This window comes from Thermomonas sp. HDW16 (genome assembly GCF_011302915.1).
Lineage (GTDB): Bacteria > Pseudomonadota > Gammaproteobacteria > Xanthomonadales > Xanthomonadaceae > Thermomonas.
This window is the reverse complement of record NZ_CP049872.1, coordinates 975,294-995,719: the sequence shown is the minus strand read 5'-3', so window position 1 is coordinate 995,719 and position 20,426 is coordinate 975,294. Positions and strand designations below refer to the sequence as shown.

19 protein-coding genes are annotated in these 20,426 nt (G+C 65.3%); 11 read left to right on the top strand and 8 right to left on the bottom strand.

What is annotated here, in order from left to right; genetic code table 11:
• Positions 1 to 5: 5 nt before the first annotated feature.
• The 4 genes from G7079_RS04480 to G7079_RS04465 all read left to right on the top strand — a co-directional run bounded on the left by G7079_RS04480 (position 6) and on the right by G7079_RS04465 (position 4,671).
• Positions 6 to 257 carry a GlsB/YeaQ/YmgE family stress response membrane protein gene (locus G7079_RS04480; protein ID WP_166055961.1) on the top strand — a complete coding sequence of 84 codons (252 nt, stop codon included), beginning with the start codon at positions 6 to 8 and terminating at the stop codon, positions 255 to 257.
• 141 nt (positions 258 to 398) lie between these two features.
• Positions 399 to 2,225, top strand: coding sequence for an assimilatory sulfite reductase (NADPH) flavoprotein subunit (locus tag G7079_RS04475; protein ID WP_166055960.1), 1,827 nt, complete (start codon positions 399 to 401; stop codon positions 2,223 to 2,225).
• An 8-nt stretch (positions 2,226 to 2,233) separates the two neighbouring features.
• Positions 2,234 to 3,937, top strand: a complete 1,704-nt coding sequence (gene cysI / locus G7079_RS04470; protein ID WP_166055958.1) for an assimilatory sulfite reductase (NADPH) hemoprotein subunit — start codon at positions 2,234 to 2,236, stop codon at positions 3,935 to 3,937.
• A complete protein-coding gene (locus G7079_RS04465) occupies positions 3,934 to 4,671 on the top strand; it encodes a phosphoadenylyl-sulfate reductase (protein ID WP_166055956.1) in 738 nt (245 codons plus the stop codon). Before cysI ends, G7079_RS04465 begins: the two co-directional genes overlap by 4 nt.
• A 27-nt stretch (positions 4,672 to 4,698) precedes the next feature.
• On the opposite strand, the gene G7079_RS04460 is transcribed toward G7079_RS04465, so the two are convergent.
• Complete coding sequence (locus G7079_RS04460; protein ID WP_166057832.1) at positions 4,699 to 5,679, bottom strand: LysR family transcriptional regulator; 981 nt, start codon at positions 5,677 to 5,679, stop codon at positions 4,699 to 4,701.
• Between the two features lie 152 nt (positions 5,680 to 5,831).
• Here G7079_RS04460 and cysG point away from each other — a divergent pair, with 152 nt between their 5' ends.
• Both cysG and cysK read left to right on the top strand, forming a co-directional pair.
• Positions 5,832 to 7,283, top strand: a complete 1,452-nt coding sequence (gene cysG / locus G7079_RS04455) for a siroheme synthase CysG (protein ID WP_166055954.1) — start codon at positions 5,832 to 5,834, stop codon at positions 7,281 to 7,283.
• 25 nt (positions 7,284 to 7,308) lie between these two features.
• The gene (gene cysK / locus G7079_RS04450; protein WP_166055952.1) at positions 7,309 to 8,268 is read left to right on the top strand and encodes a cysteine synthase A; all 960 of its coding nucleotides are present in this window, start codon (positions 7,309 to 7,311) and stop codon (positions 8,266 to 8,268) included.
• Between the two features lie 131 nt (positions 8,269 to 8,399).
• On the opposite strand, the gene G7079_RS04445 is transcribed toward cysK, so the two are convergent.
• Positions 8,400 to 9,818, bottom strand: a complete 1,419-nt coding sequence (locus G7079_RS04445; RefSeq protein ID WP_166055950.1) for a mannose-1-phosphate guanylyltransferase/mannose-6-phosphate isomerase — start codon at positions 9,816 to 9,818, stop codon at positions 8,400 to 8,402.
• A 141-nt stretch (positions 9,819 to 9,959) separates the two neighbouring features.
• On the opposite strand from G7079_RS04445, the gene G7079_RS04440 reads away from it, so the two are divergent.
• Entirely contained in the window at positions 9,960 to 10,880 is a 921-nt protein-coding gene (locus G7079_RS04440) for a phosphotransferase (RefSeq protein ID WP_240906266.1), read from the top strand.
• Positions 10,877 to 11,593 (top strand): N-acetylmuramate alpha-1-phosphate uridylyltransferase MurU, encoded by a 717-nt coding sequence (murU, locus tag G7079_RS04435; RefSeq protein ID WP_166055947.1) that lies wholly within the window; start codon positions 10,877 to 10,879, stop codon positions 11,591 to 11,593. The genes G7079_RS04440 and murU overlap by 4 nt, the downstream gene beginning before the upstream one ends.
• Here murU and hda read toward each other — a convergent pair.
• From hda to G7079_RS04420, 3 genes are read right to left on the bottom strand one after another with little or no spacing between them, the layout of a single operon-like run.
• On the bottom strand, positions 11,572 to 12,279 hold the full coding sequence (gene hda, locus G7079_RS04430; protein ID WP_166055944.1) for a DnaA regulatory inactivator Hda: 708 nt from the start codon (positions 12,277 to 12,279) through the stop codon (positions 11,572 to 11,574). The genes murU and hda overlap by 22 nt on opposite strands.
• 2 nt (positions 12,280 to 12,281) lie before the next feature.
• Complete coding sequence (locus G7079_RS04425; protein ID WP_166055942.1) at positions 12,282 to 13,454, bottom strand: AI-2E family transporter; 1,173 nt, start codon at positions 13,452 to 13,454, stop codon at positions 12,282 to 12,284.
• Positions 13,455 to 13,460: 6 nt separating this feature from the next.
• Complete coding sequence (locus tag G7079_RS04420; RefSeq protein ID WP_206203242.1) at positions 13,461 to 14,579, bottom strand: DUF2066 domain-containing protein; 1,119 nt, start codon at positions 14,577 to 14,579, stop codon at positions 13,461 to 13,463.
• A gap of 152 nt (positions 14,580 to 14,731) precedes the next feature.
• Here G7079_RS04420 and purM point away from each other — a divergent pair, with 152 nt between their 5' ends.
• Genes purM through G7079_RS04405 form a run of 3 tightly spaced genes read left to right on the top strand, consistent with a single transcriptional unit; the run spans position 14,732 to position 17,129 of the window.
• Positions 14,732 to 15,766 (top strand): phosphoribosylformylglycinamidine cyclo-ligase, encoded by a 1,035-nt coding sequence (gene purM, locus G7079_RS04415; protein ID WP_240906239.1) that lies wholly within the window; start codon positions 14,732 to 14,734, stop codon positions 15,764 to 15,766.
• A 6-nt stretch (positions 15,767 to 15,772) separates the two neighbouring features.
• Entirely contained in the window at positions 15,773 to 16,411 is a 639-nt protein-coding gene (purN, locus tag G7079_RS04410) for a phosphoribosylglycinamide formyltransferase (protein ID WP_166055936.1), read from the top strand.
• Positions 16,412 to 16,454: 43 nt separating this feature from the next.
• Entirely contained in the window at positions 16,455 to 17,129 is a 675-nt protein-coding gene (locus G7079_RS04405) for a DUF3108 domain-containing protein (protein WP_166055934.1), read from the top strand.
• Positions 17,130 to 17,193: 64 nt separating this feature from the next.
• Here the strand turns inward: G7079_RS04405 and murA are convergent, their stop codons facing one another.
• From murA to G7079_RS04390, 3 genes are read right to left on the bottom strand one after another with little or no spacing between them, the layout of a single operon-like run.
• Complete coding sequence (gene murA / locus G7079_RS04400; protein ID WP_166055932.1) at positions 17,194 to 18,450, bottom strand: UDP-N-acetylglucosamine 1-carboxyvinyltransferase; 1,257 nt, start codon at positions 18,448 to 18,450, stop codon at positions 17,194 to 17,196.
• A gap of 19 nt (positions 18,451 to 18,469) precedes the next feature.
• Positions 18,470 to 20,131, bottom strand: coding sequence for a hypothetical protein (locus G7079_RS04395; protein ID WP_166055930.1), 1,662 nt, complete (start codon positions 20,129 to 20,131; stop codon positions 18,470 to 18,472).
• Between the two features lie 24 nt (positions 20,132 to 20,155).
• A complete protein-coding gene (locus tag G7079_RS04390) occupies positions 20,156 to 20,389 on the bottom strand; it encodes a BolA/IbaG family iron-sulfur metabolism protein (RefSeq protein ID WP_166055928.1) in 234 nt (77 codons plus the stop codon).
• Positions 20,390 to 20,426: the final 37 nt, after the last annotated feature.

Genomic DNA, 20,426 nt, shown 5'->3' with positions numbered 1-20,426 from the left:
GGTTCATGTTCAGTGGAATCATCGGCTACATCATCGGCGGTGCGATCATCGGCGTGCTGGCGCGTTTCCTGAAGCCCGGCGCGGATCCGATGGGCTGGATCCTCACCATCGTGCTCGGCATCGTCGGTGCGGTGATCGGCGGCCAGCTGTCGACCATGCTCAACGTCAGCAACACGCTGGTGCAATGGGCGATCGCGATCATCTCCGCCATCGTCCTGTTGTTCGTGTATGAAGCGGTGCGCAAGAAGAAGGCCTGATCTTTCCGAATGCGGCACCCGACGCCCCGCCACGCGCGGGGCGTCGTCGTTCTGGCCCTTGCATAAGCGCATAACCAGCCTTCCTTTCTCCACGCAGCGGTGCGGGCCTAGCCTGCATGCAGGTTCCTTCCCCGTGCCGCCATGTCCACCGCCGCGCTTGCCCTGCCCACCCCGCTTTCCAGCGAACACAGCGCCCTGCTGGCGCAGTTCGCCGCGAGCACCGACACGACCGGCCTGCTCTGGGCTTCCGGCTATCTGGCCGGACTCGCGCGCTCGCTCCAAGCGCCGGCCTACGTGCCGACTCCTGCCATCACGGCCACCCCCGCGACCGTGCTCTACGGCAGCCAGACCGGCAACGCCCGACGCGCCGCCGAAGCCCTGCACGCCACGCTGGAAACCGCCGGCCTGCCAGCACGCCTGTTGCGCGCCGATGCCTACCCCACCCGCGAACTGGCGAACGAGCGGCTGCTCTATCTCGTCATCAGTACCCAGGGCGAAGGCGATCCCCCGGACGATGCCATCGGCTTCACCGAATTCCTGCTGGGCAAGCGCGCGCCGAAGCTGCCGCAATTGAAGTTCGCCGTGTTGGGGCTGGGTGATACCAGCTACGCGGAGTTCTGCGGCATCGCCCGCAAGCTGGACACACGCCTGGCCGAACTGGGCGGCAGCCGCGTGCAGGCGCTCGGCGAGGCCGACCTCGACATCGACACCATCGCCGTGCCGTGGCGCGAACAGGCGCTCGGCCACGCCCGCGAGTTGCTGAAGCCTGCGCCCGCCACGCACTTGGCCACGGTCACTCCGCTGCGCCCGCATGCACTACCCACGTGGTCGCAAGGCAAGCCATTTGCGGCCGAAGTACTGGCGAACCAGCGCATCACCGGGCGCGAGTTCCGCAATACCGGCTTCCGCAAGTACGGCGGCATCGACAAGGACGTGCGCCACCTTGAACTGTCGCTGCAAGGCAGCGGTCTGGCCTACGAACCCGGCGACGCGCTGGGCATCCGCCATCGCAATCCCGATGCGCTGGTCGATGCGGTGCTCGCCACGACGGGACTGGATGGCGATGCCGACGTCGCGCATGGTGAGGAAGCTTTCACGCTTGCGACGTGGCTGCGCGACAAGCGCGAACTGACCCGCATCGGTCGCCCGTTGCTAGCCCGCGTGGTCGAACGCGGTGCGCATGCCGACCTTGCCAGCTTGCTTGAGTCGGACAGCAAGACCGAACTTGCCGCGCTGTTCGATACATACCAACTGATCGACGTGCTGCGCCGCTGGCCCGCGGAGTGGGATGCGGAGACACTGGTCGCTGCGCTGCGCCCGCAGGCACAACGCCTGTATTCCATCGCGTCCAGCCGCAAGCGCGTGGGCGAGGAAGCGCACCTGGCCGTGGATGCGCTGCGCTACCACGCGCACGGATTCGACCACTTCGGCGCGGCCAGCGGTTTCCTCGCCACGCTGGAGGAAGGCGACAGCGTCCCGGTCTACATCGAACCGAACGAGCGCTTCCGCGTGCCGGCGGATGCCGCGCGCGACATCCTGATGATCGGCCCCGGCACCGGCATCGCACCGTTCCGCGGCTTCGTGCAGGAACGCGCGGAAACCGGCGCACCGGGCCGCAACTGGCTGTTCTTCGGCGCACGCCATTTCAACACCGGCTTCCTCTACCAGGCCGAATGGCAGGACGCGCTGAAGAAGGGCGAACTGCACCGGCTCGACCTTGCGTTCTCGCGCGACCAAGCCGAACGGATCCACGTGCAGCAGCGCCTGCGCGAAGCCGGCCGCGAGGTCTTCGACTGGCTGCAGAACGGCGCGCACTTGTATGTCTGCGGCGCCATCGCGATGGGCAAGGACGTGCATGCCGCGCTGCTGGACATCGTCGCCGCGCACAACGGCGGTGAGGCCGATGCCGCTTCCGATTACCTGTCTTCGCTGCAACGCGAAGGCCGCTATGCACGCGATGTGTATTGAGCCACGCCATGAGCCACCCTTCCGTCGAAAAAATCAAACTGGACAGCCGCAACCTGCGTGGCACCTTGCTGCCGGGCCTTGCCGATGCGATCACCGGTTCACTGAGTTTCGAAGACCAGCGCCTGATCAAGTTCCACGGCAGCTACCAGCAGGACGACCGCGACCTCCGCGACGAGCGCCGCCGGCAGAAACTGGAACCCGCGCACCAGTTCATGATCCGCATCCGCGCGCCGGGTGGCGTTTTCACACCGCAGCAGTGGCTGCAACTTGACGCCATCGCGACGACCTACACGAACCATTCGCTGCGCATCACCACCCGCCAGACCTTCCAGTTCCACGGCGTGATCAAGCGCGAACTGAAGGCGACCATGCAGGCCATCAACGCCGCCGCGCTGGACACCATTTCCGCCTGCGGCGACGTCAACCGCAATGTGCTGGGCAGCAGCAACCCGCTGCAATCGCGCCTGCACGCGCAAGTGCACGACTGGGCGCAACGCCTATCCGAAGCGTTCCTGCCGAAGACGCGCGCCTACCATGAGATCTGGCTGGACGGAGAAAAGCTTGCCGACAGTGGCGAGGAAGCCGATCCGCTGTACGGCAAGGCGTACCTGCCGCGCAAGTTCAAGATGGCGGTGGCGGTGCCGCCACTGAACGACGTGGACGTGTTCGCCAACGACTTCGGGCTGATCGCCATCATCGACGACGGTGGCCATCTTGCCGGCTTCAATGTGGCCATTGGCGGCGGCATGGGTGCGACGCATGGCGATGCCAAGACCTATCCGCGCATCGGCAACGTGATCGGTTTCGTCGCGCCGGAACAGGTGCTCGCGATCACCGAAGCCGCGATCACCGTTCAGCGTGATTTCGGCGACCGGGAGGAACGCAAGCATGCGCGATTCAAATACACCATCGATGACCTGGGGCTCGACGTCGTCGTCGCGAAGATGGAGGAACGCGCCGGCTTCAAGCTGCAACCCGCGCGCGAGTTCCGTTTCGACCACAACGGTGACCGCTTCGGCTGGAGCGAGGGCGAAGACGGGCGCACGCACCTGACTCTGCGCATTCCCGCGGGCCGCATCACCGACACCGAAGCCGCGCCGCAACTCAGCGGCCTGCGCGAAATCGCAAAGGTGCACGTTGGTGAGTTCCGCCTGACCTGCAACCAGAACTTGATCATCGCGGGCGTTCCCGCCGGGCAGCGCGAACGCATCGATGCACTGGTGCGCGAGTACGCGCTGGACACGCACGCACGCGCCAGCGGCCTGCGCCTGAACGCCATCGCCTGCGTGGCCCTGCCCACTTGCGCATTGGCGATGGCCGAAGCCGAACGCTATCTGCCCGACCTGCTCGACAAGGTGGAAGTGCTGCAGGCGAAGCACGACCTGCTCGATGCACCAATCCACCTGCGCATCAGCGGCTGCCCGAACGGCTGCTCGCGGCCCTACCTCGGCGAGATCGCCTTGGTCGGCAAGGCGCCCGGCCGCTACAACCTGATGCTCGGCGCCGACCACCGCGGCCAGCGCTTGAACACGCTGCATCGCGAGAACATCGACGAAACCACGATCCTGTCCGAACTCGACGCGCTGTTCGCGCGCTATGCGCATGAGCGCATGACGAACCAACATTTCGGCGACTTCCTGGTCGCCGCTAACATCATTTCGCCCCCTCCCGTTACGCCGAAGTCCGGCATCGCCATCGAGGTGATTCCATGAGCCCGCCCGATCCCATCACCGCTGCCGAATCGCCGCAGGCGCTGTCCGCGTTGAACCGCTGGCTGGCCGGGATGTCGGCGCAGGAACGCATCGCCTGGGCGTTCGAAAGCCTGGCCGGCCCGCATGCGCTGTCCACCAGCTTCGGCGTGCAATCGGCGATATCGCTGCACCTGCTCACGCAGGCGAAGCCGGACATCCCGGTGATCCTGGTCGATACCGGCTACCTGTTCCCGGAAACCTATCGCTACGCCGACGAACTGACCCAGCGCTTCGGCCTGAACCTCAAGGTATACCGCCCGCAGATCGGCATCGCGTGGATGGAAGCGCGCTTCGGCAAGTTGTGGGAAAACGGCAGCGACGGCCTGCAGCGCTACAACCACCTGCGCAAGGTGGAACCGATGCAGCGCGCGATGAAGGAACTCGGCATCCGCAGCTGGTTCGCCGGGCTGCGCCGCGCGCAATCCGTCACCCGCGCCAATATCGAATTCCTGGAACTGCGCGACGGCCGCTGGAAGCTGCACCCGATCGCCGACTGGGACGATCTGGATATCGCTTCGTACGCGCTGCAGCACGATCTGCCGGAACACCCGCTGTCGCAGCAGGGCTATGTCTCGGTGGGCGACGTGCACACGACCGCACCGCTGCGCGATGGTGACGTGGCGAAGACGCGCTTCTTCGGACTGACTCGCGAATGCGGGCTGCATTTCGACACCCCGAATAGCGTCGCGGCCTGAGCCGCGACCTGCTTCACTCCGCGGTTTTCACAGCGCGGCCGACTGGATCAATTCGGCCCATTCCGGCGGCTGCGGCCAGTTCGACTCCTGGTTGCCTTCCAGCACCCGCCGCAAGTCGCGGCGGTCGAGCTGCGGGGCCAGCCAGTGCAACAGGCTCAGCGCGTAATCGCGCAGCACGCGGCCACGCGGGATCACCGCCCAGGTAATGCATTCCGGGATTTCCGCGGGTGCCTTGATGATGCGCAGGTCGGCATCTTCGCGGGTGCCGATCGCCATTTCCGCCAGCAGGCCGGTGCCGAGCCCGGCGCGCACATAGGTCTTGATCAGGTTGGCATCACGCGCGGTCATCGCGATCTGCGGCGTCACCCCCGCACCGGCGAACGCGCGCTGCAGCGAGGAATCCGCGCGCGTCGAACTTTCGTAACTGATCAATGCGTGCTGGGCCAGCTCGGCCAGCGTCGGTGCACGCTGCAAGGCCACCAGCGGATGCGCGTTCTGCACCAATAACACGCGCCGCCAGCGGAACAGCGGTATCGCCAGCCCACCCTGCGGCACGCTGCCGGCGGTGCTGATCAGGGCCAGGTCGGCCTCGTCCAGTCGCCCCAGCACTTCCGAATCGCCCGCCGCGAGCAGATCCACGCTGACCTGCGGGAATTCGCGTTTGATCGCGGCGATGGCGGGCGGCAGCACGTAGCGCGCCTGGGTATGGGTGGTCGCCAGCAGCAGGCGGCCGCTGTACTCACCGCGTTCATTGGCCGCGTAGCTGCGGATATTGGCCACTTCTGCCAACACCTTGCGCGCATGCTCGATCACCCGCACGCCAGCCGGCGCGATGCTCTCCAGGCTGCGGCCCTTGCGGGTGAACAGCTGGAAGCCGAGTTCGTCCTCCAGCTGCTTGAGCTGCTTGGATAGCCCGGGCTGGGTGGCATGCACGCGCTCGGCCGCCTGGGTGATGTTCAGGCCGGAATCGGCGATGGCGACGAGGTAGCGCAGCTGGGTCAGGGTCATGGCGGTAGCGATCATTTATCGCTATATACGTATTGAGCGATGAATATATCGACAGGCTGCACGCCTGTCCAGACGCACTTTATGCCATCAGGGCATAAGCATAGGCAGTGCCACCATTTTTCGACGCACGGCCGGAACCCTAGCGTGACCGCATGTCCTCCGATGCCGCCCCCAAGCTTTTTCCCCTGTTCGCCGACCTGCGCGGCCGCCGCGTGCTGGTGGTCGGCGGCGGCGCGGTCGCGCGCCGCAAGGTCGAAGCCCTGCTCAGTGCCGGTGCTGATGTGGTGGTCGGCGCTCCCGCGCTGGAACCCGCACTGGCGGAATGGAACACGCAGGCGCGCATCGAATTCATCGACGGCCCGTTCGCGGCACATTGGCTCGATGACGCCTGGCTGGTGATCGCTGCCACCGACGAGGCCACGATCAATCGCGCGGTGGTCGAAGCCGCCGATGCGCGGCGCATCTTCGCCAATGCGGTGGACGATGCCGAACTGTCGCGCTTCCACGTGCCCGCGCGGGTCGAACGTGGCCCGCTGCAGATCGCGATTTCCAGCGGCGGCGGCGCGCCGATGCTGGCGCGGCTGGTGCGCGAGGAACTGGAAACCCGCTTCGATGAAAGCATTGGTGCATTGGCCGAACTGCTGACACGCCATCGCGAACGCATCCGTACGCGCTGGCCCGACATCGGCGCACGCCGGCACGGTTTCGCCAAATTGCTGTCCAGCCCGTTGCAAGGACTGCTGCGCAAGCGCCAGCATCTGGCAGCGGAACGCGCGTTCGATGCAGCGCTGCGCGAACACGAAACGGATTCGACGACGGGTTCGGTCGCGCTGGTCGGCGCCGGTCCCGGCGATCCCGGCCTGCTCACCCTGCGCGCGCTACGCGTCTTGAACGAAGCCGACGTGATCCTGCACGACCGTCTGGTCAGCGACGAGATCCTGCAACTCGCGCGCCGCGATGCGGAGCGGATCAGCGTCGGCAAGCTGGCCGGCGATGGCGGGCATTCGCAGGCCGACATCAACGCCTTGCTGGTCAAACTCGCGCAAACCGGCAAACGCGTGGTGCGGCTGAAGGGCGGCGATCCCTTCGTGTTCGGCCGTGGTGGCGAGGAACTGCAAGCGCTGCGCACGCACGGCATCGATTACGAAGTCGTGCCCGGCATCACCGCAGCGGTGGCCTGTGGCGCCTACGCCGGCATTCCGCTCACCCATCGCGAACATGCGCAATCGCTGCGCATCGTCACTGCGCACGGAAAAGAGGATCTGGACACGCTCGACTGGACCTCACTGGCGCGCGGCCGGCAGACGCTGGCGTTCTACATGGGCGTGGCCGGGCTGGAGCGCATCCGCGAACGCCTGACCTCGCATGGATTGGCAGCGACCACGCCATTCGCCCTGGTCGAAAACGGCAGCCGTCCCGAACAGCGGGTGGTGACCGGCAGCTTGGCCGACCTGCCCGCACTAGCCCGTTTGCACGAGGTACGCGCGCCCGCCCTGCTGGTGGTCGGCGAGGTCGCCGCCTTCGCGAATAGCCTGCACTGGTTCGGTCGCGAGCCCTTAACACGCACGGATGCAGCATCGCCCTCGCTGGCTGCCGCCGCCTGAATCCTTTCCCCTTCCGGATCCCCTCATGGCCCTCTACGACAACATCCTCGACACCATCGGCAACACGCCCATCGTCAAACTGCAGCGCATCGCACCGAAGCACGTGAGCCTGTACGCGAAGGTCGAATCCTTCAATCCCGGCGGCTCGGTCAAGGATCGGTTGGCGCTGGCCATCGTCCTCGATGCCGAAGCCAAGGGCCTGCTGAAGCCCGGCGACACCATTGTCGAAGCCACCTCCGGCAACACCGGCGTGGCGCTGGCGATGGTCGCCGCCGCGCGTGGCTACAAGTTCGTGGCGACGATGGCGGAAACCTTCTCGATCGAACGCCGCAAGCTGATGCGCGCGTATGGCGCGAAGGTGATCCTGACCCCCGCCGCAGAACGCGGTAGCGGCATGGTGCGCAAGGCCAAGGAACTCGCGGACAAGCACGGCTGGTTCCTTGCCAGCCAGTTCGCCAATCCGGCCAATCCCGCCTACCACCGCAACACCACCGCACCGGAAATCCTGCGCGATTTCGCCGGCAAGCGGCTGGATTACTTCGTCACCGGCTGGGGCACCGGCGGCACCCTGACCGGCGTCAGCGACGTGCTCCGCGTGGCGCGCCCGGAGATCAAGATCATCGCCACCGAACCGGCCGGCGCCGCCCTGCTCAAGGGCGATGAGTGGAAGCCGCACAAGATCCAGGGCTGGACCCCGGACTTCGTGCCGGAAGTGCTGGACCGCAAGGCCTACGACGAGCTGTTGTCGATCACCGACGACGAAGCCATCGCCACCTCGCGCAAACTTGCGGCGGAGGAAGGCATCTTCGTCGGCATCTCTGCAGGCGCAACCGTCGCCACGGCACTGAAGGTGGCGGAAACCGCGCCACAAGGCTCGGTGCTGTTGGCGATGTTGCCGGATACCGGCGAACGCTATTTCTCGACGCCGCTGTTCGCCGATATCAACGAAGGTTCGGACGACGAGTGGTTGGCGAGTTTGGGGTGAGCGGCTCCAACTTCGTCAGGTGAGTCGTCGCCATCCATGGCGCTGGATCATCGCTTCGACCAACCCCTGCCCGGCCTTCCATGGCCGGGCGCTCTCGTGAGCGCGATCAGCCCCCGGCTAATCGCAAGCGCTCACGATCGCCCGTACACGTCCTCGTAGCGGACGATATCGTCCTCGCCGAGATAATCGCCGGACTGCACTTCGATCAGTTCCAGCATCTCGCTGCCGGGATTTTCCAGCCGGTGCTTGGCGCTGATCGGGATGTAGGCACTCTGGTTGGCGAACAGCTCGAACACGTCGTTGTCGCGGGTGACCCGGGCGATGCCGCGCACCACGATCCAGTGCTCGGCGCGGCGCGTATGCGACTGCAATGACAATCGCGCGCCCGGCTTCACCTTGATCCGCTTGACCTGGAAACCTTCGGCCATGTCGATGGAATCGTAGCTGCCCCAAGGGCGGTGCACTTCGCGGTGCAGCGCCGCCTGCGTGCGCTGTTCCGCCTTCAGCTGCGCCACCACATCCTTGACTTGTTGCACGCGGTCTTTACGCGCCACCAGCACCGCGTCGTCGGTTTCGACGACGACCAGATCCTCGACGCCCACCAACGCCACCAGCCGCCGCGCATAGGCATAGCTGTTGCGACTACCGATGGAAATCACGTCGCCATGGTGCGCATTGCCATCGGCATCCTGTTCGCTCACCTCCCACAGCGCCGACCATGAGCCGACATCGTTCCAGCCGATGTCCACCGGCAGCACCATCGCCGCATCGGTCTTCTCCATCACCGCATAGTCGATGGAATCGGACGGACACGTCGCGAACGCGGCCTTGTCGAGGCGGATGAAATCGCCGTCGCGTTGGGCGGCATCGAACGCGGCCTGCGTGCCGGCCACGATGTCCGGGCGGAACTTGCGCAGTTCTTCCAGATAGCGTGAGGCGCGTAGCAGGAACATGCCGCTGTTCCAGTAATAGCCGCCGGCATTGAGGTAGGCCTGTGCGGTGGCGGCATCGGGTTTCTCGACGAAACGCAGCACGCGCTGCACGCCATCGCCGCCTGCTGCCTGGATGTAGCCAAAACCGATTTCCGGCGCATCGGGGACGATGCCGAACGTGACCAATGCACCCTGCTCCGCCGCCGGCATCGCCTTCCGCACTGCGGCGCGGAAGGCCTCGGCATCGCGCACCACGTGGTCGGAGGGCAGCACCAGCAGCAACGGATCGTCGCCATCGCGCAGCGCCTGCATCGCGGCTGCGGCAATCGCCGGCGCAGTATTACGGCCCACCGGCTCCAGCAGGATCGCCGGGGTTGGGGCACCGATCTGGCGCAGCTGCTCGGCCACCAGAAACCGGTGTTCTTCGCCCGCAACAATGATCGGCGCGGCATCGGCAATCTCTGCCACGCGCAGCCAGGTCGCCTGCAGCATGGTGTCCTCGCCGGCCAGGGCCAGGAATTGCTTGGGATAGGCCTCGCGCGAGAGCGGCCACAAGCGCGTGCCGGAACCGCCGGACAACAGGACTGGCTGCAGCTTCGCTTTTGAGGTCGGTGCCATGCGCGTCTCGCTGGAATCGATGCGGCAGTTTACCCTGTGCGCATGACCCAACCCGACCATTCCGATCCCCGCGCCACCGCGCGCACCGCCTGGACGCGCGCGATATTGCGCGATGACAACGCCGAGCCCGTACGCGCTTCGATGGATGCCGGCTTCCGCAGCTATTGGCGCGTGCAGTCTGCCAATGGCAGCCGCATCGTGATGGATTCGCCGCCGGACAAGGAAGACGTGCGGCCTTGGTTGCAGGTGCGCGACCTGCTTGAGGCTGGCGGGGTGCGCGTGCCGCGGGTACTGGCACAGGATGTCGATGCCGGCTTCCTGCTGCTGGAAGACCTGGGCGCCGACACTTATCTGCATGTCATCAATGGCGATAACGCCGATGCGCTGTTCGACGATGCAGTGACGCAACTGCTGAAGATCCAGGCGATCGCGCCGCCCGCCGAACTGCCGGTGTTCGACGAGGAACTGCTGGCGCGCGAGCTGCGCCTGTTCGACGAATGGTTCTGCGGCCACCACCTGGGCATGACGCTGGACTGCGGCGACATGGACACATTGGACGGCGCCTATCGCGTGCTGATCGATGCCGCGTTGGCGCAACCGCAAGTACTGGTGCATCGCGACTTCATGCCGCGCAACCTGATGCCTGCGGCCGATGGCCCGGCGGTGCTGGATTTCCAGGATGCGGTGCGTGGCCCCATCGCCTACGACGCGCTCAGCCTGTTCAAGGATGCCTTCTTGAGCTGGCCGCAAGAGCGCGTGGCCGCGTGGCTGGATCGCTATCACGCACGCGCCATCGAAGCCAGCTTGCCGGTACCGGAACTCACACGTTTCCGCCGCGATGCGGACATGATCGGCGTGCAGCGGCACCTGAAGATCATCGGCATCTTCGCCCGCCTCAACCATCGCGACGGCAAGCCGAAATACTTGGCCGACGTGCCGCGCTTCTTCGTCTATCTAGACGCGGTGTTGCCGAAATACCCGGAACTCGCCGGCCTGCAGGGTTTCATCGAGCACAAGGTGAAGCCGGCCATCGCACGGCTCGCCGCCATCGTCCGCGAATGAAGGCACTCATCTTCGCCGCCGGGCTGGGCGAGCGCATGCGCCCGCTCACCGACACCACGCCCAAGCCGCTACTCGCCGTCGGCGGCAAGCGCTTGATCGAATGGCATCTGGAAAAACTGGCGGTGCTCGGCATCGAGGACGTGGTGATCAACACCTCCTGGCTGGCCGAGCAGTTCCCGGCCACACTGGGCGACGGCGCGCGTTGGGGCCTGCGTATCGCCTATTCCTACGAAGGCGATACGCCGCTGGAAACCGGCGGCGGCATGTGGAACGCACTGCCACTACTGGGCGATGCCCCCTTCTTGCTGGTCAATGGCGACGTGTGGACGGATTTCGATTTCGCCCGCCTGCCGCGCGAACCGGAGGGGTTGGCGCACCTGGTGATGGTCGATCGCCCGCCGCAAGCGACCCATGGCGATTTCGCGCTCGACGGCGATGGCTCTGTCCGCGCGGACGGCGAGGATCGCCTGACCTACTCGGGACTCGGCGTGTATCGCCCGCAACTGCTGGATGGCTGGCAACACGCGGTTGACGCCAGACACGCCGTCGACGGCAAACCGAAATTCCAGCTGGCACCGATCCTGCGCGCGCACATGGGCGAAGGCCTGATCCGCGGCGAACACCATCGTGGCCGCTGGACGGATGTCGGCACGCCGCAGCGATTGGCGCAGCTGGACGCCGAACTGACGGCTCAATCCGCGCCCAGCACCTGACGCAGGAACGGCACAGTCAGTCGACGTTGCGCAGCCAGCGAGGCGCGATCCAGGCGCTCGAACAGCGCGCCGAGATCGGACAGGTCGCGACTGTGGCGGCGCAGCAGCCACTCCAGTGCCGCCTCGTCGAACACCAATCCGCGCGAGGCCGCGCGTTGCCGCAGGACCTCGGCGCGGCCGTCATCGTCCAGCGCGCGCAAGGCGACCAGGCTGCATTGCGCGAGGCGCGAACGAAGGTCAGGCAACACCAACGGCAGCGCCGCCGGCACGTCGCGTGCGGCATAGACCAGGCCAACGCCGGCATCGCGCACGCGGTTGTGCAGGTCGAACAGCGCGACTTCGTCTTCGCGATGACCAGCGATCGCATCGAGATCGTCCAACGCCACCAGATCGGTCTGTTCAACGCCCTGCAAGGCATCCCGTGCATGGCCGTGGGCGCGTGCCAACGACAAGTAGTTGGCACGACGACCTGCGGCTTCCGCTGCCGCGCAGGCCGCAAGCAACAGATGGGTCTTGCCGCTGCCATTGCCACCTTGCAGGTACAACGCGTCGAGGCTTTCGCCGTTGGCAAACGCCTGCAACCGGGCCAGTGCCAGTGGTGCGCCCACCCAGGCTTCAAAGCGTTGTTCGGGCGGGTAGCGCAGCGCCAACGGCAGCTGCGGCCCCAGGCGATCCTGCTGCGTCATGCTCAGGCCGTCGGCGGCGTGCCGTCAGACGGCGGCGCTGGCGGCGCGCTTGCATCGCCCACGTATCCGTCGAGCACGATGGCGGGGTGCTCGCCCGCGTACAGGCGGCTGTGCGTGTAGCGCTCATGCGCATAGCGCAACAGCACATTGATGACGGCGGCCACCGGCAAGGCCAGCAGCATGCCGAGGAATCCGAACAGCGTGCCACCCGCCATTACCGAGAAGATCACCGCCATCGGATGCAGGCCGATGCGATCGCCGACCAGTTTCGGGGTCAGCCAGTAGCTTTCGATGACCTGGCCGACGCCGAACACCACTGCCACCCCGATCAAATGCTGCCAATCGCCGAACTGCACCAGCGCGGCGATACCGCCGAACACCACGATCGAGGCTGGCCCAAGGTAGGGCACGAAGGTCAACAGGCCTGCGACGATGCCGATCAGGATGCCGAGATCCAGTCCCACTGCCCACAGCCCGATGGCGTACAGCACACCCAAGATCAGCATCACCAGCAGTTGCCCGCGCAGGAAGCCGCCAAGCACCGCATCCGATTCCCTGGCCAGCTTGTTGACGGTCTGGTACTGGTCGCGCGGAACCAGCGCGCCAACACGATCGACCAGCAGATCCCAGTCGCGCAGGAAGAAGAAGGCCAGCACCGGCAACAGCACCAGGTTGGCGATCATGCCCAGCAAGGCGAAGCCGGAACGCGACACATAGCCCAGCACCGTCGCCGCGATGCCACCGGCACGTTCCCAATGTTCGCGGATCAGGTTGAACAAGCGCTCCGGATCCAGCCAGGACAGGATCTGCAGGCCTGTGCGCTGTTCGATCCACGGCAACGCGGTACCGACGAACCAGTCTCGGTAATGCGGCAGGGATTCGACCAAGGTGATCACCTGCTTCTCCAGCAGCGGCACCAGCAGGATCAGCGCCAGCAGCAGGATCAGGCTCATCACGCTGAACACCAGTATCACGGCGGTGTTGCGCGAACGACCGCTGCGCTCGAGTCGATCCACCAGCGGATCGCCCAGCCAGCCCAGCAAGGCGGCGAACACGAAGGGACTGAGGATCGGTGCCAGCAGCCACACGATCCACAGCACGCCAAGCGATAGTGCCGCCCACTGCACGCGGCGGTAGAACATGGCGATGGTAGCCAGGTCGCGGTCGTCGCTCATCGTCGGTCAGCCACCCAGGCGGAAGGTAGCGACGCGCGACGTGGATTCGGCATCGCCATCCTTGTCGTCACCGGTATCGTTGCCGCCAACCGAAACCGTGGACAGCACGCCGCCGCGATCAACCAGGCGTGCGAAGCCGGATATGCCCGTGGCAAGGTCCAGGTCGAGCTGCAGTTCGCCCGGCATGGCCGCGACCGGGCTGATCCGCTTCACGATGGACACATCGCCAAGATAGCCGATCAACTGCATGTAGCTGTCGGCGCTGTCCACGCCGAGGATGCGCACGCGATAGGTACCCGCTGGCCCGCCACTGCCTGCCTTGGCGTAACGCTTGAACAAGGCGTCGGCCGCGCCATCGGCGCCGCCCGCCATCGCCCGTCGCGCATCGGCATGTTTGGTCTGCCAGGTGGACAGGGCCTTGCCCTTGTCGACGAAGATCCAGTCCGCGACCCAGCCGCCGGCGCCGCGTTGCAACTTGCCGATCAGTTGCATCGGCGGGCTGTACTTGCGCGACAGGCCGGCGATGGCAGCGGTATCGCCGCGCCAGATGGCACCCACCGCGGCCTGTTCCGCCGCATTGCCGCCCGGCAGGCCCAGCGCGTAGCCGCGCGCCTTGGCCTGGTCGAGAATGGCGCGTGCGGCATTGACCTGGCCCAACCCGACCAGGCGCGGGCCACTGCCGTCATTGATCGCCAGCCACAGCACCGGCTTCGGGCGCGGCTGCGGCCAGTTCGGCAAACCCAGCATCTGGATCAGCTGGTCGACGTCATCGCGCTTGAAGCGCGTCACCAGTGTGGTCTGGAAGCTCGGCGCGCCGCTGGAGGAAACGCCTTCATCCTGGCGGTAGTCGTAACCCGCCACGTAATCCTTGGCTTTGCCGAGCTCGTCACGCACACCGGGACGCTGCGCCGCACCGCGGTCGCCGGTGACCTTGCCCAGCACCACCGCCAGTGCGCGACCGAACGCGGCGTTGCGTTCGCTGTCGGCCTGGTTGCGCACCGCCACTTCAGCCTCGTACGGGCCGCTGGCCGCGGCACGGTCGCCTTCGGTGCGTTGCGCATGGGCATGGCCGCCGAAGATGAGCAGCGCGCTCGCCAGCATCCACACCCAGGATTTCCGCTGCATCCCTTGCATCAGCACGCCCATCCTTGCCCGGCAATGCGCCCGGCCTAGGTGAAATGGTGCCGCAGCAGCGCGGGCGCGTCCACGTGAAGGCGGCCGTCACGTTAAAATGGCGACCTCCCAGGCGCGTTCGCGCCAGCGCGCCGAGGCCTCCCGTGACGCAGTCCACCCCCCTCACCTACCGCGATGCCGGCGTCGACATCGACGCGGGCAACGAAGTCGTCGAACGCATCAAACCCTTGGTACGGCGCACGATGCGGCCGGAAGTGCTGGGCGGCGTGGGCCTGTTCGGCGGTCTGTTCGACCTCTCGAACCGCTACAAGGAACCGGTGCTGGTCTCCGGCACCGATGGCGTCGGCACCAAGTTGATCCTGGCCAAACAGCTGAACCGCCACGACAGCATCGGCCAGGATCTGGTGGCGATGTGCGTGAACGACGTGCTGGTGCAGGGCGCCGAACCGCTGTTCTTCCTCGACTATTTCGCCACCGGCAAGCTCGATGTGCAGACCACGGTGGACGTAGTCGCCGGGATTGCCAAAGGCTGCGAGATCGCCGGCTGCGCGCTGATCGGCGGCGAGACCGCGGAAATGCCGGACATGTATCCGCCGGGCGAATACGACCTGGCCGGCTTCACCGTCGGCGCGGTGGAAAAATCCAGGCTGATCGACAGCAGCAAGGTGCGCGCCGGCGACGTGCTGATCGGCATCGCCTCCAGCGGCCCCCATTCGAATGGCTACTCGCTGGTGCGCAAGATCCTGGCGCGTGCCGGCAACCCACTCGACCTCGATATCGGCGGCGTTACGCTGGCCGATGCGCTGATGGAACCCACCCGCATCTACGTCAAGCCGGTGCTGGAACTGCTGGCCAAGCACGACATCCACGCGATGGCGCATGTCACCGGCGGCGCACTGGTGGAGAAGATCATCCGCGTGGTGCCGAAGGACTTCGGCCTGGAGATCGACACCTCGTCATGGCCGCTGCCGGCCGTGTTCGACTGGCTACAGCGCGAAGGCAATGTCGCCCGCGAGGAAATGTGGCGCACCTTCAACTGCGGCATCGGCTACGTGCTGATGGTCGCCCCTGGCGATGCCGCCACAATCAGTGCACACCTTGATCGCCTCGGCCTTGCCCATTGGCAGATCGGCCAGGTGACGCCCGCCGGTGACGGCGAGCGCCTGCACATCCGCTGACCCGCCATGCGCCTTGCCGTCCTTGCCTCCGGCCGCGGCAGCAACCTGCAGGCGATCCTCGATGCCATCGCGACCGGCGCACTGGAAGCGCGGGTCGTCGGTGTGTTTTCCGACAAACCCACCGCACCAGCCTTGCAACGCGTACCGGAACCGCTGCGTTGGTCACGCAAGGCGAAGGACTACGCAGATCGTGGCGCATTCGGTACCGAACTGGCCGATGCCGTCGCGGCATCGCAACCGGACTGGGTGGTCTGCGCCGGCTACATGCGCATCCTGGGTGATGCCTTCGTCCAGCGCTTTCGCGGACGGATCCTGAACATCCATCCGTCGTTGCTGCCGAAATATCGCGGCCTGCACACCCATGCACGCGCGCTCGCGGCTAGTGATGCCGAGCACGGGGCTAGCGTGCATTTCGTGATCCCGGAACTGGATGCCGGTGCGGTGATCGCATACGCACCGGTGCCGGTGCTGACCGACGATACGGCGGAATCGCTGGCCGCGCGCGTCCTGCAGGTGGAACATCCCTTGCTGCTGGCCGTGTTGCAAATGACCGCTGCCGGCCGCATAGATGAACAAAGCGGCCGGGCCATAGTGGATGGTCAGCCCCTGTTTACGCCACTGCGGCTAGAGTTCGCCACGACGTAACCGGAAACCGGTCATTTCTCCCTTTATATTCAAGCAGTTGCCGATGAAATCCCTGCGCACCACCGTCTTGCTCAGCATCCTGCTCACCACCGCCCCCGCCTGGGCGGTCAAGCCATTCACGGCCGACTACCAGGCCAACGTGATGGGCAGCGTCTCGGCCGACGCGCAGATGACGTTGGCCTCCGCGGGTGGGGACCGTTGGAATTACGTGCTCAGCGTGAACAGCCCGATCGCCACCCTGCGCCAGACCACCGTGTTCGAGGATCGCGACGGCAACTGGCGCCCGATCTCCGGCAACGACTTCAGCAAGATGGTGTTCAAGAAATCGCAGAAGAACGCCAGTTACGACTGGAGCAAGGGTGAAGCGCGCTGGAGCGGCGACGTCAAGGACGACCGGATGGGCCCGGTGAAGCTGCAGAACGGCGACCTGGACGCGATGCTGCTCAACCTGGCGCTCGTCCGCGACGTGGCCGCCGGCAAGCCGCTCAACTACCGCATGGTCGACAACGGCGTGGTGCGCGAACAGTCCTACCAGAACCTGGGCAAGGACACGGTCACCGTGGCCGGCAAGCCGCGCAGCGCGACCAAAGTCAGCCGCAGCAGCGACAACAAGCAGGTGATCGTGTGGGTGGTCGACGGACTGCCGGTACCGGCGCGCATCCTGCAAAAAAAGGATGGCAAGGACGAATTGGATCTGGTGCTGAAATCGGTGCACTGAACGGTTCCCCCCGCAATGAAAAAGCCCCGCATCGCGGGGCTTTTTGTTGGATTGTCGATCCAGCTCAGTCAACCCTGCGGATACTCGCGCCCAGCGCCGACAGCTTGGCCTCGATGTTCTCGTAGCCGCGATCGAGGTGGTAGATGCGGTCGATCAGGGTGTCGCCATCGGCCACCAACCCGGCCAAGATCAGCGATGCCGAGGCACGCAGGTCGGTCGCCATCACCGGCGCACCGCTGAGCGCCTCGACGCCGCGCACGACAGCCGTATGCCCGTCCACGCGAATGTCCGCGCCCAGGCGCAGCAATTCGTTGACGTGCATGAAGCGGTTCTCGAAGATCGTTTCGTTGATCACGCCCACGCCGTCGGCGATGCAGTTCATCGCCATGAATTGCGCCTGCATGTCGGTCGGGAACGCGGGATGCGGCGCGGTGGTGATGTTCACCGCACGCGGGCGCTTGCCATGCATGTCCAAGGTGATGCGATCGCCGTCGATGGCGATGTCCGCGCCGGCTTCGCGCAGTTTGTCCAGGACCGCATCCATCGTGTCCGGGCGTGCATGCGTCGCAGTGACGCGGCCACCGGTCAGCGCCGCGGCGACCAGGAAAGTACCGGCCTCGATGCGGTCGGCCACCACGGCGTGTTCGCAGCCGTGCAGCTTCTCCACGCCCTCGATGGTGATCTTGTGGGTGCCGGCGCCGTCGATCTTCGCGCCCATCGCGATCAGGCATTCGGCCAGGTCGACGATCTCCGGCTCCATCGCCGCATTCTCGAGCACAGTGATGCCTTCGGCCAGAGCGGCGGCCATCAACACGTTCTCGGTAGCGCCCACGCTGACCAACTCGAATACATGTCGTGCGCCTTTCAGCCGGCCATTGCTGCGCGCCTTGATGAAGCCGTGGTCGACGGTGATCTCCGCACCCAGCGCCTGCAGGCCCTTGATGTGCAGGTCGACCGGGCGCGAACCGATCGCGCAGCCGCCCGGTAGCGAGACTTCGGCATCACCGTATTTCGCCAGCAACGGGCCCAGTACCAGCACCGAGGCGCGCATGGTCTTGACCAGTTCATACGGCGCGACATGGCTGTTGACGCTGCGCGGATCCACTGTCATCGCATCGCCTTCATGCTGAACGCCCGCACCCAGCCCGGCCAGCAGCTTGGCGGTGGTCAGCACGTCGTGCAGGCGCGGCACATTGGTGATGCGCACAGGCTCATCGGCGAGCAAGGTTGCGCACAAAATCGGCAGCACCGCGTTCTTGGCGCCGGAAATGCGGACCTCGCCTTCAAGGCGGGCACCGCCGGTGACGATGATTTTCTGCATATGGTTTCCTGGAATATGCTTACTTGCGTGACCGTGGTTGTGGCTTGGAATCCTCGATCTTTTTCAGCATCGTCTCGAGCCACTCCACTTTACTCACTTGCCACGGATCGGAGCGATCAGCCTTCTTCACGGCGGCACGAATTTCGCCAATGACCGCCGCGTCCATGCGCGAATCCATGAACCCATGTTGAAACACCCTCATGATCCAACCGCGCCCGTCATCCGGATACTCTTCGACCAGTCGGTCGATGTAGGGCTTAGCCTTGGAAGCCTTTGCCTTGCGTACTTCAGGTTTTCGGGTATCACCGCCCCACAGCCTGAACTCCGCAACGGAGCGCAACGCACCTCGCCGTAGGCGCGCGTCCGGACCTTCCATGACGACAAGAAATTCCCGCTCGGCGTCATCAAACCTATTCATGTTCTGGTACGCAGCGCCGACGTTGTAACGCACAGACATGTCGTCAAGGTTCAGATCAGCCGCACGCAAGGCATATTTCAAGCTCCACTCCGGTTCTGCGAGGGGATCGAGGCCGTTGAGGTAGCCCGCGATCACTGAATTTCCCCACGCATTCAACTCCTTGAAACGGGATTCCTGCAGCAGATATGCAAGCCGCTTGATCCCACCACGTCCTTCGCCGAGCCCTTCACCCAGAACCTCCAATGCAACATCCGCAGCGTCCTGGAACGCGCTCTCGTCACTACCAATACCGATGGCGATTTCGAGCACATCAAGCGCTTCACGCGTGTATTGCTCGTCGACAAGCAGCATATGACCGCGATCGCTGTACGGCATTGCCATTTCCACGGCCAGTTGCGGCCTGCGCGCTACGTAAGCGGACAGAGTATTGGTGTAGGCCAACATCTGGTCATAATCGCCGCCCCAGCGGGGCTGCAGCGAGTAGAGCACCTGGAGTGCCAGTTCAGGACACGCGGGGTCGATCTTCTGCGCCCCGTGCATCTCGGCCGATTCGAGCTCGGATCTGGAATCCATTCGCCCCAGGGCGATCATGCCGGTGTATGCAGGCATCAACCTCGGATTGATCGAAATGGCTTTCTCGAGATACGGGATCGCCTTCCCGACAAGTTCGCTCATGTAGCGCATGTCTTCCCGGGGCGTCTTGGACGCATAGTCCTCGCCACGCGCTTTCCCCGCTGCGCCGCTGTAATAGGAGCCCCTGGCCATGCTCGCGAAAGCGCTCTCCGGTGCCTTCCGCAACCATTCCGATGTGACGCGATCGATCAGCTCCAGCTGGCTATGGTCCGTGAATCTATAGTTGAAAAGCTCATGGATCCCTTCGCTGTAATCGATTTCGGAAAAATGCCGGTCGAGCAGCTTCTGCATCGCCGCTTCCAACTGCGTCATTTCACCGCGATCCAGCATCCCACCGATCTCGGCCACGGTGGGAATGCCCTTTTCATGATGGAGTAGGCAATGCGCCGCCGAATGCCCTTTCGGCCATTTGTTGCCCGGCAGGTCCGGGAAGGCCAAGCAGCGCTGCAGTGGGTCGGCAATGCGTTCGGCGGCGCGCGCCTGGATCAGGTAGTCGCGCCATGGCAACGGAACGGATTCGTAGGCCTTCGGGTTCCGCAGTTCGGGAATCGGCGGCGCCTCAACCGCCAACACCGGCAATGCCAGCGACGCCATCCAAGCGGCAACAGCCGCGAATTTCCATTTGCGCATCTCGCTTCCCCTCGGAATGGCTGGTCAGGTGCCAGCCTCTTCCGGCGTCAAGGTCTTCAGTTGCAGGGCATGAATCTCACCGCCCATTTTTTCGCCAAGCGTGGCGTAGACCATTCGGTGCCGGGCCAGCGGCAGCTTGCCGGCGAACGCGGCGCAGACCACGGTCGCCTCGAAATGCACGCCGTCCTCCCCCTGCACGGTGGCGCGGGCGCCGGGCAGGCCGGTTTCGATCATCTGGCGGATGGTGTCGGCGTTCATGGGCTGGCAGGTGGACTCGCGTAAACTGAACGAGTAA